The organism is Ignavibacteriales bacterium, assembly GCA_026390795.1.
In the GTDB taxonomy this organism is placed as follows: domain Bacteria; phylum Bacteroidota; class Ignavibacteria; order Ignavibacteriales; family Melioribacteraceae; genus Fen-1258.
The window spans coordinates 1-16,453 of record JAPLFG010000002.1 but is presented as its reverse complement, the minus strand read 5'-3'; the positions used below and the strand labels follow the sequence as shown (position 1 = coordinate 16,453).

The 16,453-nt window shown below is 35.5% G+C and carries 14 protein-coding genes; all 14 read right to left on the bottom strand.

The genetic code is table 11. The annotated features are described in order from the left end of the window. Positions 1–93 precede the first annotated feature (93 nt). Positions 94–2,931, bottom strand: coding sequence for an anaerobic glycerol-3-phosphate dehydrogenase subunit C (locus tag NTX65_02290; GenBank protein MCX6168141.1), 2,838 nt, complete (start codon positions 2,929–2,931; stop codon positions 94–96). After that, positions 2,931–3,878 carry a sugar ABC transporter substrate-binding protein gene (locus NTX65_02285; GenBank protein ID MCX6168140.1) on the bottom strand — a complete coding sequence of 316 codons (948 nt, stop codon included), beginning with the start codon at positions 3,876–3,878 and terminating at the stop codon, positions 2,931–2,933. Before NTX65_02285 ends, NTX65_02290 begins: the two co-directional genes overlap by 1 nt. A gap of 19 nt (positions 3,879–3,897) precedes the next feature. Next, positions 3,898–4,845, bottom strand: a complete 948-nt coding sequence (gene rbsC, locus NTX65_02280; protein MCX6168139.1) for a ribose ABC transporter permease — start codon at positions 4,843–4,845, stop codon at positions 3,898–3,900. Next, positions 4,846–6,333, bottom strand: coding sequence for a sugar ABC transporter ATP-binding protein (locus NTX65_02275; GenBank protein MCX6168138.1), 1,488 nt, complete (start codon positions 6,331–6,333; stop codon positions 4,846–4,848). 77 nt (positions 6,334–6,410) lie between these two features. Beyond that, positions 6,411–7,406, bottom strand: coding sequence for a metallophosphoesterase (locus NTX65_02270; GenBank protein ID MCX6168137.1), 996 nt, complete (start codon positions 7,404–7,406; stop codon positions 6,411–6,413). A 56-nt stretch (positions 7,407–7,462) separates the two neighbouring features. Then, positions 7,463–8,272, bottom strand: coding sequence for a 5-keto-L-gluconate epimerase (gene iolO / locus NTX65_02265; protein MCX6168136.1), 810 nt, complete (start codon positions 8,270–8,272; stop codon positions 7,463–7,465). A gap of 5 nt (positions 8,273–8,277) precedes the next feature. Beyond that, positions 8,278–9,372, bottom strand: a complete 1,095-nt coding sequence (iolN, locus tag NTX65_02260) for a 3-dehydro-scyllo-inosose hydrolase (GenBank protein MCX6168135.1) — start codon at positions 9,370–9,372, stop codon at positions 8,278–8,280. Between the two features lie 24 nt (positions 9,373–9,396). After that, complete coding sequence (gene iolM / locus NTX65_02255) at positions 9,397–10,584, bottom strand: scyllo-inosose 3-dehydrogenase (GenBank protein ID MCX6168134.1); 1,188 nt, start codon at positions 10,582–10,584, stop codon at positions 9,397–9,399. A 37-nt stretch (positions 10,585–10,621) separates the two neighbouring features. After that, on the bottom strand, positions 10,622–11,635 hold the full coding sequence (locus NTX65_02250) for a Gfo/Idh/MocA family oxidoreductase (GenBank protein MCX6168133.1): 1,014 nt from the start codon (positions 11,633–11,635) through the stop codon (positions 10,622–10,624). A 173-nt stretch (positions 11,636–11,808) separates the two neighbouring features. After that, entirely contained in the window at positions 11,809–12,894 is a 1,086-nt protein-coding gene (locus NTX65_02245) for a GntR family transcriptional regulator (protein MCX6168132.1), read from the bottom strand. A 214-nt stretch (positions 12,895–13,108) separates the two neighbouring features. Then, the gene (locus NTX65_02240; GenBank protein MCX6168131.1) at positions 13,109–14,638 is read right to left on the bottom strand and encodes a glycosyltransferase family 39 protein; all 1,530 of its coding nucleotides are present in this window, start codon (positions 14,636–14,638) and stop codon (positions 13,109–13,111) included. A 420-nt stretch (positions 14,639–15,058) separates the two neighbouring features. Beyond that, positions 15,059–15,283, bottom strand: coding sequence for a CsbD family protein (locus NTX65_02235; GenBank protein ID MCX6168130.1), 225 nt, complete (start codon positions 15,281–15,283; stop codon positions 15,059–15,061). Between the two features lie 377 nt (positions 15,284–15,660). After that, positions 15,661–16,134 (bottom strand): hypothetical protein, encoded by a 474-nt coding sequence (locus NTX65_02230; GenBank protein MCX6168129.1) that lies wholly within the window; start codon positions 16,132–16,134, stop codon positions 15,661–15,663. A gap of 129 nt (positions 16,135–16,263) precedes the next feature. Further along, a partial coding sequence (locus NTX65_02225) for an OmpA family protein (GenBank protein MCX6168128.1) occupies positions 16,264–16,453 on the bottom strand: 190 nt, incomplete at its 5' end.

Sequence of the window (16,453 nt, the reverse complement as noted above, 5' to 3'; positions counted from 1 at the left end):
CTTTCCATTATAAATTTAAATCGACTAATTAAAACCTATTGTCCTATATGAAAAATCAATATTTCAATTTCTAAGTATCATTTAAATGCAGTACTAATGTTGAAATGATTGGTTAATCAGCACAATTGGATGAATAACTTCCAGACCGGTACCTTGCTTAATTTGAATTTGACAAGTCCCGCATCCAGAAAGAGCGTAATCAACTTTTGTTTTTTTTATTTCACTAAAAAGTGTAGATCCTATTGCCATAGAAAGTTCGAAGTTTTCTTTTTTCATGCCGAATGTTCCGGCGATTCCACAACAGCTATCTTTTATTTTGACTAGTTCAAGACCCGGGATCATTTTTAATAAATCAGTTGGACCGTATTTATTTTTTTGTGTCTTGAGATGACATGGTGCGTGATATACAATCCGCTCGTTAATCGGTGCGAAAGAATTTTTATATTCTCCTTCCGCAAATATCTCTCCTAAGAATTCGTGAATATCGTAGCTTCTTTCGGCAATTTTTTTTATATAATTATTTTCCGGGAAAAAGATTTTGTGTTCGTGCATAAATGCATAACCGCAAGATGCAGCAGTAAAGACAATTGGGATATTTTGATCACAATACGGGAGTAATGTTTTGATATTAAAATCAATATCTTTTTGGCAATCTTTAAAATTACCATATGATAATTTTGCGATATTACAACATTCCCATTCAGGTGAAATTATTTCGAAACCGAGTTTGTTTAAGATTTGAATACTGCTTTCAAGTTCTCCATCAGGATCATTAAACTGTGCGGCGCAACCGGTCCATAAAACTACTCTTTTACTTTGAGTATTACTCTGCAATCTTTTTTCCGCTCGTGCAAAATTTGGGAAATTCCTTTTGCTATGAATCCCCAAAGTAACATCCATAATTTTTCTTACCGAAGAATACGATAAGGATTTGTTACTTAATTTTGGGACCAATGAAGCAAGTCCGCTTACAGTCTTCCCTCTTTGAAGAATAATCTCGTTTAATTTAAATGCTCGTTCTTCATGAAGTTTCTCCTTTGCGAGTACGGCAATTCCGGGTATGTTTACACCGGTGGGACAGTCGGTCAAGCATTGACCGCAATTCAAACAGTTATTCATAATTTTATAAAAGTGATCGGAGTTGATTTCGGAAGTGGAAATTTTTCCAGAAATAATTCCGCGAAGAATATTTGCTTTGGATCTGGCTGTTGCTTCTTCTTCACCGGTCGCTTGAAATACAGGGCAATATTCACGGCAAGTTCCGCATCCGTGACATTTTTCAATTTCTGCTCTCCAATTTTCACTGTTCATTCTTTGAGATATTTCAACGTAACTGTATTCAGGTGTATATCTTAAATTTTCATTCCATTTATAATTTTTAAGCGGAACAAGAATATCCGGGTTCATTATCCCGGCGGGATCAAAAAGATTTTTAATTTCTTTAAATAATTGAATCAGCTTCGGAAATATTTTCTCCATATATGGAGTTCTCAATCTACCATCACCATGTTCTGCCGTCATAGTCCCGTTATATTTAATAACCAGATCAACAAATTTTTCCATGAAATCTTCAGCATTCGCGAATGATTTTTCATCTTTCAAATTCAGCAATGGTCTGATATGCAAATTTCCATCGCCGGCATGACCGAACATTGCATAACGAAACGGGTAATCATCCATAATTTTAGAAACATCAACTAAAAATTTTGGGAATAGGCTTGGATGAATTGCGCAATCTTCTGCAAATGGAAGAGGTTTTTCTTTTCCTTCAATTTTATTCAGAATTACGGTGGCTGCTTTTCGAACACGGAAAATATTTTCGATCTCTTCTTCATTTACTGAATAGGAACCGAGCTCGGCTAATTTCTCATCGAGGCAGATTATTTTTTCACACTCTTGTAAGACTTTACCGATACTCGCTTCGTCATCATTTTCAAATTCAACGTAAAGTAAAAATTTTACATGCCCTGGTAAAAATTTTTGAAGTTCCGGTCGGAAAGTCAGCGCAAGATGTAGAAATGATTGATCCACATATTCTATGGCAGAAGCGCCTAAAGATCGTAAATGGCTTACAGCAATTCCCATCTTTTCTAGATCTGTGAAATACAAAGAGATCATTCCGCGACGTTTTACAATTGGAATTGTTTTGAGCACTGCTTCAGTAAAAACACCTAATGTTCCTTCACTTCCAACAAATAGTGATGCCATATTTAGATGGGTCTCGGTTAGAATATCCCATACTTGGTAACCGGAAGCACTCTTTGTTGTATGAGGTCGGCTGAAATTTATTTTTTCAGAATATTCTTCAAGAAGTAATTTTACTTTTTCATAATATGGTCTATGAAAGTCATCTAAAGTAGCAATTTCATTCAGCAGAATATTTCTTGCATTAAATATTTTGCCGTTCGAAAGAATGACATTAATTTCTTCAACGTGCCGGTACATATTTCCGTGTTTTAGTGTGTGCGGACCGCCGCTGTTATTCCCCAGCATTCCTCCAATGACACAAACATTACCACTGCTTGGATCCGGTGCAAATTTTCTGTTATGTTGTTTCAATTCGGCTTGCAAATTATTTAGTACAACGCTAACACCGCTTCTTACTAGTTCATCATTTATAATATTTATTTCTTTGAAGTGATGAGTCAAATCAAGAATTACAGCTTCACCAACCGAATTACCGGATAGACTTGAACCTGCACCACGAGGCAGAATAGGAATTTTATATTTATTACAAATATTGATTGCGGTTTTAATATCTTCGATATTTTTGGGGATTACAACAGCAAGCGGTACTATTTCAAATATACAAGCAGCGGTGCTATACAATTGCTTTGTAACTTTATCCGACTGAACTTTCCCCTGTAACTTTTCTTCAAGCTCATTCAGCCATGGTGCTTTGTTGCTTACTATCTTAGTATCACTCCACATTATTTCTGTAACCTGTCCTTTGTTATTAATTCAATTCGAACCGGAATTTCCGTAGGGATTTTTTCACCTTTAATAACTTTGAAAGCATTTTCAACCGAAAGTCTTCCCATCTCTTCAGGATGTTGTGCAATTGAACCGTTCATTTGATCGTTCATGATCGCATCTCTGCTGTCTTGAATCGCATCGAATCCGACAACAATAATTTTATGTTTCTTTTTTGCAGCCGAAATTGCTTCAACTGCACCGAGAGCCATCATATCGTTACATGCAAATACTGCTTCCACGTCCGGATGTGCCTGAAGAATATTTTGAAAAACTACATAGCCCTGATCTCTTTCCCAATTAGCTGTTTGTGTTGCAATAACTTTTATCTCTTTGTTATCTTTTATCACTTCATAAAACCCTTTCAATCTTGCATCACCTGTTTCATGACCGGGGATTCCTTCCAGTACTACAATATTCCCTTTACCGCCAAGTTTATCGACAATAAATTTTCCGGCAATTCTTCCGCCATCAATATTATCGGAACCTATAAAAGTCACAATCTTTGCTTGAGCTTCTGTTAAAGTTTGTTTATCAATTCTTGTATCTACGATTAATACAGGAATACCTGCCTCATTGGCTTTAACTATTGCCGGGACAATTTCTTTAGATCCGCTTGGAGTAATACAAAGGGCAGAAACTTTTCTCTGAATCAAATTTTCAATTATCTGCATTTGTTTTTCAACATCAACTTCTCTGTCCGCTGCTTGAACCACTAAATTTACTCCCAATCTTTTTGCAGCTTCTTCGGCACCTTTTTGCATTTCAATAAAATAAGGATTGTTCAAAGTTTTCATTACAAAAGCAATTGTGGGTTTTCCATTAATCTCTTTATCCGACTTTCTGCATCCCGCAAAAAAATAGACCAAGCTTGTAAGTAGTACTAGAATAAATATTTTTTTCATCTATTCAATCCTTTTGAAATTACATTCTTTTCTTTTTCAAAGTCATATCGATTAATACTGCACAGATAATTACTAGTCCTATTACAATCTGCTGAATAAAAGATGAAACCCCCAGCAAATTTAATCCGTTTCTCAAAATGCCCATGATTAAAGCACCAATCAGAGTTCCGGATAATTTTCCTTCCCCACCTAACAAGCTTGTTCCGCCGATTACAACTGCGGCTATAGCATCAAGCTCATACATAATACCGGCAATCGGTTGTGCAGAATTTAAACGTGCTGTTAAAATCAATGCGGCAAATCCGCTTAATAACCCGCTGATCCCATAAATAATTGTTTTAATAAATTTTGTATTTATACCGGATAAATGTGCGGCTTCTTCGTTTCCGCCTATAGCGTATGTGTATCGCCCTAATTTTGTCCTGGTCAGAACAAAATGAGCAATCAGATAAATAGAAATCATAATAAGTACAGTGATTGGAATCTTAAATATTTCACCGGTAGCTAAAAATCTGAATCCGTTTGAAAAGCCTGATATTGGTCTTCCTTCCGTATAAAGAAGTGCGGCTCCCCTTGCAACGCTCATCATTCCTAATGTGGCAATAAAAGGAGGAAGCCGACCATAACTTATTAACAGTCCATTGGACAATCCGCAGATTAACCCAACCATTAATCCCAGTAAAATTGCAAATGGTTCTGATACTCCCGCTTGCAAAAGACCTGCTAGTACAACTCCGGAAAAAGCAACGATGGAGCCAACAGACAAATCAATTCCTGCAGAGATAATTACAAATGTCATCCCTACTGCAATTATTCCGTTGATGGAAGTTTGCTGAGCAATATTTAGAATATTAGATACAGTAAAAAAATAAGGGCTCAAAATGCAGAAAATAGCCGAGACAAAAACTAATCCTATCAGTGTTCCAAATTGTCTGCCGTTATTTAATAATAAATTTTTAGCAATCATTTATGTCCCTACAGCATATTGCATTATTTTTTCTTGTGTTGCATTTTCTAATATTTCGCCTGCAATTTCATTTTGATGCATAACTAATATTCTATCACTCATTCCAAGGATTTCTGGTAATTCAGATGAGATCATAATAATTGCGACACCTTGTTCCGCAAGCCGATTCATTAAATGATAAATATCCACTTTGCTTCCAACATCAATCCCTCTTGTCGGTTCATCAAAAATGAGAATATCGGATTTACTACTGAGCCATTTAGCTAGAATCACTTTTTGCTGATTACCGCCGCTAAGATTTATTGCTTTTTGATTCAACCCCGGTGTTTTAATACGCAAACTTTTTTGATATTGTTCTGCCTCTTCTTTTTCTTTTTTAAAATTGATTACACCGAGCTTAGAAAAAGAGTCAAGATTCGCCAAACTTATATTTTCTTTCACCGTCAAGATTAGAACCAAACCTTGAGACTTGCGGTCTTCGGTTAAGAATCCTATACCGTTATCAATCGCATCACTTGGTGATTTAATATTTACAAGTTTTCCTTTTATATATATCTCTCCGGAATCAATTTTATCAACTCCGAATAATGCCCGTGCAAGTTCAGTTCTTCCCGATCCGACTAAACCTGAGATTCCAAGAATTTCTCCGCAATGCAAAGAAAAATTTATTTTCTTAAGCGATCCTTTTATAGAAAGATTTTCAACTCTTAAAATTTCATTTCCAATCTTCGAATTATGTTTAGGGAAGAGTTCTTTTAATTCTCGGTTCACCATCAAACTTATTAACTCTGCATTGGATGTTTCATCAATTCTTTTTGTATCAATCCATTTACCGTCTCTTAGTACCGTAATCCAATCACCTATTTCAAATAGCTCTTCTAATCTGTGGGAGATATAAATAATTGAAACGCCTTTCTCTTTCAATTTTCGGATAGCATCAAAAAGTTGTTTTATTTCCGTCTTAGACAATGCTGATGTTGGTTCATCCATTATCAGAATTTTTGTTTTGAGGGATAAAGCTTTTGCTACTTCGATCATTTGTTTCTGAGCAATTCCAAAATTTTTTATAGGAATATTGCAGTCGAGATCAATCCCAAGTTCATTTAATATTTTTTGTGAAGAGGAGATGTGTGATTTTTGATCAATAACCCCAATCATATCTGTACTTTCGCGACCAAGAAAAATATTTTCTGCTGCCGTAAGAGATGGGATGAGATTTAATTCCTGGTAAATAATTCCAATGCCAAGTTCTCTGGCGTGTTTCGGAGATTTGATATCAATCTTGCTGCCATACAAGAATATTTCGCCGCTCTCCTTTTGTGAAGCTCCGCTTATAATTTTAACAAGTGTTGACTTGCCTGCACCGTTTTCGCCGAGTAATACATGAACTTCACCCTCGTGAAGTTTAAAATCAACATTGTCCAAAGCAACAACGCCCGGAAACGATTTTCGGATATTGCATAATTCTAAAATTGGGCTTTCTTGCATGAAATTAAATCAATGTTAATCAATCTGTACATAAAAATATTTTTATTGCTACTCAATTTTTATTATTCCTCCAAACATCATCGAGTCGTTTCATCCGGTATCTGAAAACTATGCAGAGTTACATTTTTATCGTTAATGATCTTAACCTGCAAATCATTCACCGTAACCGTAATAGAAAGAAAACCTAAAGAACCAGAACCGAACACAACATCTTCGCGCGGATCGACAGTACCGAACTTAGCGCCGCCTCCACAGACGACGAAATCGGTTTTGCCGTTTTTAAGATGCTGTAACACATGATAATGTCCGCAGATATATAATGGCACTCTGTGCTTTGTTAGTATTGGAAGTACATCATTAATCAATTCTTCTGTGTTTCCTTTATTAGAAGCAGCCGCGTAAACAGAATGATGACCTACTACAATTGTCCATCGTGCAGTTGTTGCAGTAAGTACTGAATCCAACCAAAAAATTTGTTTTTTAGTATTCTGTCCATCCAAATGATATTGAATAGGTCCTTCGCGGTACGCTTCAATAAACGGAGATGTATCGAGGTGAACAATAAGTACAGAACTTGAATCGTCGATCTTTTCTGTCTGTGCATAATAGCGCGCAGGAAGTTTCCAACGGGTACTTAATTTGGAGTATTCAATTTCACCCCCAACGTTTCCTCGATAATCATGATTACCTAACGATGGATACCATGGAATCTGTAGAGATGAAAAATCATATACATCTTCAAATTCAGTTTTCCATCTCGAATCTGTTGCGCTTGAGATACCATCAACATGATAGTTGTCCCCGACAGTGACAACAAATTGAGCCCCAATCTTATCCGCCTCATGTGCCATGGCTTTTGCAACAGCTTTTTGATCGTTCGATGCAGATCCTCCCCAATCGCTAACTACAAGAAATCTAGATGAATTACTTTTGCTGTTTTGTGAAGATACTGTATTATAGTTAACAAGGAGAAAAGTGAAAATAATTAGAAATGATAAGGGGTTTTTTTGAATAAATGAAACGAATGTTTTTTTATTCTTATATGAATTCATCGCAAATTCTCTTTTTGACATTATGGAGCTTCATTTATTTCAGTTAATTCGATGCAAATAAACAAGACAAATTTCATTTACCTGTTCATCGATAACTCTTGCAGAAAATTAATAGTCCTTTTAGCCGCCGTATCGGAATCCGGCAGAGGCATAATTTCGGCGGAGACAAATCCGGTATATTTTATTTTTTCGAGCGTTTCTAGAATTGATTTAAAATCAATATGACCCGCACCCGGATACCATCTGTTTGAGTCTGCAACATGAAAATGAAATAATTTTTCTCTCGCATTTTTAATGCTTTCAATAATTAATGGCTCTTCAATATTCATATGAAAAGAATCAAGTAATAATCCCACATTTTTTTTATTCAATTTTTCGAGGAATAGCATTCCTGAATTAACGGTATTGATTATATTAGTTTCATATCTATGAATTGGTTCAATTGCTAATTTTATTTTTTCATTCGATGAAGCACATTCATCAAGCGCTTCAATCAACCAATCTTCAACTTGCTCATAATTTAGTTCCGCTTCTTTTTTACCTCGTACTAAACCAATTATTACTATTGCATTAAACTGTTCGGCAAACTTTAGCTGGGATTTTATTCTTTCAACTGCTTTTTTTCTTATTTCTTTATCAGGATGAGTAAATGATAATCCTTCTTCACCATAAGCTTGACCCGTTCCTATAGCAGGAACGGGCAAGTGATTTTCTCTTAAGATCGAATTGAGTTCAACAAGATCCAAAAGCTTTGGATCTCTCACAGCTAGTTCTACTCCATCGTAGCCATACATTTTTATTTTAGAAATATTTTCGGATAATTTTCCTTTGTATGCAAGAGCCGAAAATGCTGTTGGTTGTGTTGATAGAACTATGCTGAACTTCATATCAATTATAATCCCATTTTGTTGATTGCATAAATTGGCCGCCATCCTTCAGTAAAAGGTTCTTTCATGAACGGCTCCATCTCTTTTGTGGTACGCATTGTTGTTTTTTCAATTGGAGGAACTTTGCCTGATGGATATGCTTCAAAAATTTCATCATGAACAAGTGTTAAATAAGAAAGCACCGCCGCAATTGTTCTTTTTGCTTTTTGTGCTGTTCCAATCGTCGGTCTTCCGACAACACCTTCTGGAATTGAACCCATCTCTGTTGGAAAATGTCCTTGTCCTTCAGACCAGCGGCACGGTCGTCCAAATGGATCAACAGCCTTATCAAAATGACCATCTGGTAAATATGGTACTACCTTTGTTTCTTCCGCATAATTCATTTCTACAAATTGTTTTGCTAATAATAGAAGAACTGAAGTCTCTGCTTCGTCAGCGTGAACAAAATCATCATCCCAATCTCCACCGCGATCTTTCGTTCTGAAAAACTCACGAACAGATCTGTGCCAATCAATTGTTCTGAACATACCGGGAAGATTCCAAGTCTTTTGCAATTCTTGAATTGCGGCTTCAAGCAGCCATGAATGACCGTGGTTATTAATCAAAACGATTTTTCTAAATCCGTCATTCCAAAATCCAACCATTACATCAATCAGCATTCTTTTTAGAACTTCATCTTCTAGGTGAATTGTTCCAGGCATTCCAATATGATGATGCGGATGTCCGCCAAAATTCAGAGGGGTCCAAGAAATATTTACAGGTGCACCTTTCTTTGCTGTATAACGTCTCACACCTTCAAGAATTTGAGTAACCATGAAAGTATCAAGTCCAGTTACAGTATGCAGACCATGTAATTCTGTGCATCCGATCGGTATGAACAGAATATCGTTCTTTTTTCTATTTTCAATAACATTTTTACGAATTGTAGTTTGAATATACGTGCCAGGTTTTGCTAACTCTGATGGAGATGGGATTTCGTATTCAGCTAATATTTTATCAATCTCTGCATCGCTTGCATCCCAGATTTTCTTTTTCAATCTGCCAACGCTGGTGTCTTCAAAAAGAATATCTCCACGGTCTGCTTTAATCCATTTAGGCATAACTTACTCCTTTATTTTATTTTTTCACTCAAAATTTGTTAAAGTTATTTTTACTTCATCTCTATCGGTCTGAAGCATTTTTAAATTTGCTTCTACTTCATCCAACTTTATTTTTTTTGTAATCATTGGAGAAACATCCATTCCGGATGAGATACAGCTAATAACATTTGGAAAAACACCGTGACCAGAGTGACCTTGAGCACCGACAACATTCGCGCGTCTTACTTGTAAGACTTCTCCTGTTAAAGGAATTTTAGCATCAGCGCGGGCAACAACCACAACAGTTGCATTTACTGCTCTTCCTTCCCAAATAATTCTTTCTACATCTTTCCAAACTACGCCTGGTAATCCCGTAGCTTCTAGAATTAATTTCGCACCATGACCATTTGTAATTCTCAATACCTCATCTGCAACATTTTGAGAATTAGGATCGATTACATGTGTTGCGCCAAGTGCTAGTGCCATTTTTCTTCTTGCTGCCGAAGGTTCCGAAAGTATTACACAATTTGCACCTGCTCTTCTTAAGATTGCACAAGCAGCCGCACCAACCGGACCGGCACCGAGTATTACAACATTTTCTCCTGGAAGAATTCCACCGCCTCTTGTAATTACAGCATGGTATGCAACCGATGTAGGTTCAACCAGACTTCCAAGCAGCCACATTTTTTCTTCACCATATAATTCCTTGAAACTTTCTATACTCCATAAATATCTAGCATCAACAACAATGTATTTTGCATAAGCACCGTCGCAAGAGAAACCGATTTCATGAAGGTTTTCGCAATGGTTTGGATATCCGTCCGCGCATGGGCGGCAGTAACTGCACCACAACATTTCTTCAGAACAAACTCCTTCACCAATATCATATTTTTTATTTGTTCTTTTATTAATTGCCTTCTCACCAGCTTTTACAACAACACCGCTGAACTCATGACCTAGAGTTGATGGAAAAGCAGTTAAGCCAGGATAAAAGATGTAACCGTCTTTGTCGGTTTGGTACATATGAACGTCGCTGCCGCAAATGCCGCATGCTTTAACTTCGATCAAAACTTCTGTTGGGCCCGGTTCGCGAACTTCTTTATCGACAATTTTAATTGAAGGATTGCGCCATACTTTACTTCCCAGGTATGTCAACTTTCCATCAATATCTTTTTTGCCGAGAACGAAGTCCGGCTTTGGTTCCCAATTTGCAAATAATGATACCGTTCTCATTTAATCTCCAATCAATTTTATTTTTAGTTAAGTTTTCTTAAAAATCTTTCACGTTGACAATTTTATTTTGTTGCAATGAAGCGTTTGCAGCAACTGCAACTTGCAATCCGGCAATTCCGTCTTCGATGGTTATCATTGGTGTCAGGTTATTAGTTAAGTTGTTCAAGAAATCATTTAGCTGAGTTACATAAGCATCGCAGAATCTTTCAGGGAAGTAAGGAACAACATCGTGAGTGACTCCTTCTTTTGTCAAAACAAGAATTGGCGTTTCCCTCAAGTAACCTGCTTTAATAGTTCCTTTCGTGCCAAGAATTTCTGCTCTAATATCATAACCATAAACACCGTTTCTGCTTATATCAATTTCTCCCAAACAACCGCTTTCATATTTAAATGACATGATTACATTATCTGTATCGCCGGTTGGCTCTACTTCAGGAAATGCTAAAACACCTCCGATAGAATAAACAGTTGATATTTCTCCCATGCACCAGCGCGCAATATCAATATCATGAATTGCCATATCTAATATTTGTCCACCACTATTATGCGGATATAAATATTCAAGTGTTGGTAAATAAGGATCTCTTGATGAACCTCTAAAAACAACCGGTCTTCCAATTACACCTTCATCAATTTTTCTTTTCATCGCTGCAAATCCGGTATCGAATCTTCTCATATATCCCTGTTGATAAAAAACGCCGGATTTTTCTATTGCGGCTTTCATCTCTCGGGCATCTTTCAATGTTAGAGTCATTGGTTTTTCACAAAAGACCGGTTTCCTTTTGCCTGCCGCATCAATAACAATTTCTTTATGATTCATTGTTGTTGCAGTTACAATTACAGCATCCAATTCTTTATCATCATTTATTTCCTGATGGCTAAAGTATTTTTTGGGAATACCAAATCGTTCAGCACATTTAGTAGCTCTTTCCGGAATAATGTCCGCTACCGCAACAAGGTATGCCCCAGCTACTCTAGTAGTCAAGAATTCAGCGTACATAGTGCCTAGTCTGCCTGCACCGATTAATCCAACGTTGATTTTTTTTCTCACTTTGTTTTCCTCTTATGATTAATTCTTGAGATTATTTATAAAAAAATATTAATAACCCTTATTGTCTTATTATAATATTCTTCTATTTACTTTAGGTAATATCTCTCCTCGAGGTTTTTAAGACCTTATGCTTCGATGATTAATATTTCCTTTTTTAATTTACTTATACGGCCTCATAATTTGTTCAGCAGAACTGATTCACGTTCCACTAAAAATGAATTAAGGATAACAGATTTTTGATTCTCCGATTTACCGCCAATCCTTGCGTTAATGAGTTTCATGCTTTCAACACCCATTTCATATATTGGCTGATGCATCGTCGTTAAGGAAATCATCTCTAAGTTCAAATCATCGTAACCAACAATTGAAAGATCTTCCGGGAAAGAAAGTCCCATATCCCTTGCAACCAAGTAAAATGTAAGTGCAATCCGATCGTGTCCTGCAAATATTGCAGTGATCTTTTTTCTCTGTTTTAAAATTGAAGAGGCATACTTTGAGAACTGTTCTTCGTTAAATGGTCCGGAATGGCTTATAACTATATTCTGGTCATATTGTATTCCATTCTCTTCCAATGCCTTTTTATACCCATCAAATCGTAGTCGTTCCGTGCTAAAAATATTGCTATACACAAATGCAATCTTCTTATGTCCTTTTGAGATCAAATGATTTGTTAACTTGTATGCGCCTTCAAAATTATCAGTAGTAACAAAATCCGACTCTATATTGGCTATGGTGCGATCCGCAAGAACTACATGAATATTTTTTTCCCTAAACCTTTGAATCAAAAGTTTATTCTTATTATCTGAAGATGAGGTTGGTACGAAGATTACGCCACTGACATTATTTTCGATCAATCTATTTGCATGAAACTCAGCTTTGACATATAAATCATCGGAGCTGCAAAGAATTAAACTGTGCTTATTTTTAGCTGCCTCATCTTCTGCCCCTCGCGCCAATTCCGGTGCATAACCGCTTCGGATATCGGGAACAATAATTCCAATAATAATTTGCTTCTCTGGATTAATTTGAGGAATAGTAACAAATGTCCCCAGACCTTTTTTGCGTACAAGATAACCCATGTTGGATAGGTTTTGAATTGCCTGTCGAACAGTAGCTCTAGCCAATCCAGTTAGCTGTACTAATTCTTCTTCAGTCGGTATTTTATCATTAAGTTTAAAAATGCCTTGTTGAATCTGTTCTTTGAGCCAAGTCTGCAATTGGAAATATGAAGGAATTGGGCTACTTTTATCAACAATCATGTTTTTCTGAACTCGCTACTTTGTATAGACAATTATACAAATGGTTGCGGCTTTTGTCAAGTTTTATTTTTACGAGAATAAACTTATTCAGCAAAAAAAATACTCGTGTGATATTTACTTGAGATTATCCCGAATTTTGGACACAATCGAATGATTCATGATAAATTATAGCAGCTAAAATTTAGAAAATGTATTGCCCCAACGAATAGAAAAATCACTTTCCCAAAATGGTGTATATTTCCCCATCCTTTAGTTGTGCAACTTCCTTCATATTTATTTTTTTTTGCAGTTCATCAATTGTAAAAAGAAAACTTCGATTAGTTTTATTGAACCATATTAGACATGCATTTTTTTCATTTTTCCAAATCTCATTTTGATCTGCACTAACGTTAAAAAGTTGAGGAGAATTGTAAAATGTCTTGGCCGGACTACGCTCAGTATTTAAATTTGTTAGGATATAAACAGCTTCAGGTTCATTACTATAAAAAGCAAAATTTTTCCATAACGATTTGTGTTGGTTAAGAAATTCAACGGTTTCACTTTTCTTCCATGACTCACAGTTATATCCCCATCCGGAAAAAGTTATATACTCATCAATTATGTGAAGCGTATTTTCAGCAGGAGATTTTATCAACCATACTATTCCTATGACAAATAAAACAGTAATTAATTTTGAAGAAAAAAATGTTATTAACCAAATACGAATTCTATCAAAGACAAAAAATGAAATTAAAATTATTGGGATGAAAATTGGAGAGAGCAAGCGATCGGAGATCCGGTCGTAAGCAGTAGTTGTTGAAGAAATGACAATAACACCCACATAAAGTGACACGAAAAGAAGAATTGGTCCAATCTGATTAAATAATTCCGCAAAAGATGATCTTGATCTATCTAATCCAAAGAAAAACCAAACTGCTGTAATCAATATTATAAACGTTAAGTAGATATTCGTTGAATTCAACGGTAAATACCAATGCAAAACGGTGCTGTAGAAAAATTTGATATTATCGAAAAGAGTATATGAAGATTCCGCTCTTTGCCCAACGAGAGTACCTGAAATTAAAATATTTCTGATAATCCAAATAGAGATTGGTGCAACAGTAATAATTAGAAAAATTAGAGAATTCCAAAATTTTTCTATAACATTATTTTTATTCAAGAGAAGGATACAAATCAGACCAGTTAAAATAAGAACAACACCAGTGTAACGGGTAAGACATGATAATGCCACAGAAACCGAGAAAAGAAAAAAGGAAAACGAATTCCCTTTTTTTTGATAAGTCCCAAAAGAATAAAGAAATAGAAGTACAAGAAAAATAAAAAGAAGTTCAGACAATGCCATCAAAGATGATTGAACGAGTGCAAAGGAAATTAGTACAGATACGGTTCCTAATATGATTAAAGTGAATGATTTCAGATATCTTACCAATAATAATCCGGATAAATATATTATCAGCCCGAAAAGAACCGCATTAACGTAACCAGCTGATATAAGAGGATCTAATAATGTTATTTTTTTTATTACAGCCAGCAGTATAGGATATAGCGGAGGTTGAACGACCAGGTAGAGTCCATTATAAGTTAGAAATCCATGTCCCTCGGCTAAATTTCTTGCGGCAGATATGTATGCAACCGAGTCCGGTGATACTCCCGCACCGAAGTTGCTTGTAAGCAGAATGACCGCACATGTTCCAATAAATCCAATTGCGGCAAGAGTTATTTTATGTATAAGTTTTATTTCCAAAACAATTATCTAAATAGAAGGAATGTTTTATGATGAATTTGGAAATCTATTCCGAGCGAAGAAATATAAATTCATTGACCGTAACGATATAATTTCGAGAATGTGTTTCCAGATGCATTATTATTATAAATTGAGGATATGAAAAAGTAAAAACACCGCGATTAATGCAATCAACTATTTCAGTCTAGACTCCATTCATTATTCTTGTTATACCTACGACAATATCATACCGCAAAATCATTACTATCAAAAACTTATTTAAAATATTTGTACTCACTCTTTTGTTGTTCAGTCATTTAGAATAAATTGATAGCAATTGTTCTTTTCAACGCATCAAGTATAAAGGTCTTGCGATAGCTTTAATACGTTTTAATTGTTTGCGAGTTGAAGATAATATAATCTACATTATGGAAAATTATTTCACAAATGGTTGTTATGTTTTTTTAGATGAACTGTATTCGCAAATTTTTCAATCACAGAACGCACTTCTCCTTTAGTTTTCCCGAGCTTTTGTTGAAGTTTTCCTAACAATTCTTCTTCTTTACCTTCTATAAGGAGTAAATCATCATCCGTTAGATCCGCATATGTATGTTTAAGTTTCCCCTTAAGTTCATCCCAATTTTCTTGAATTTCCAGTTTATCCATTTTAGTTATTCCTCTCTCAAAAAGTGAAATAATAATTTTTCAAGTAGTTTTTTGGCACTCCATCCGTAGGCATTACATGATAATAAAATGAGGGAATACAAATCGTTCATGACCTTAATATTAAGCTGAGTTTATCTGATCTTTACAAACAAATAATAAATAAAAAATTTTGGTTAAGATTGATACCATCTCACAATCTCATAAAAAATATTTTTTTAAAATGAGTAGTGGTTTGAAATAATGCCGATACCTATCGACAAGGAAAATCAAACCCCTACACAAATAACATTACCCATCCTCCAAATACTTAACAGTAATCTTAATCTTTCTATTCTATCACTTATGTAAAAATGTTAATACATAGAATGACTGAATTATCAAAAGAAATATCTAGCTCCGATAGCGGCATCGAGAGCAAATCCGGTTGAAGGCGTAAATTCAAGTGATGGAGCCAATTCGATGAAAACATCAATTGGGGTGTCGCGCGGTAACCATGCAATGCCCAACACACCTCGAACTGCTAGTGTACTTTCATTTCCTGCACCTCCTCTAAAACGTCCACCGATGCCATAGTATAACGGAAACCGTTCGGTAGAACTTATTGCATTAAATGAATGCCAAAGGTAATCCATATGAAAATGAAAGCTATTCCCAGAATCGTTGCGGTTGTTAAAGACGGACCATCCAAGACCAAAGTCAAAAGCGTTATTATCAGAGGTCCATAATTTTGCACTAATTCCGCTCGGCTCACCTAGCATCACACCAAGTCCAAAGGAACGTTTTTGCGCAATGGATTCATTAACTGCGGTCAAAAGAAAAAGCACAATTACTAAATGATAAAAATGTTTCATGAATATATTCCTTTTTTATAATGTGAAATTGTAAAAAATACTATATGGATTAGTCGCTTTAGATTTATATACTCTATAAAAAATCCCTGTAACTTTTAGTTACAGGGATATATGAATTGCTAAAAGAAGTTATTTAATAATTCTAAACACAATTCTTCTGTTCATCGCCCTACCTTCTTCTGTCTTGTTGTCAGCAATCGGATTGCTTTTTCCAAAACCGATTGTTGTAAGTCTGTTTTCAGCGATACCTTTTGAAACGAGGTAATTTTTAACTGTTTGAGCTCTCTCTTCTGAAAGCTTTTGATTGTATTCTTGTGTA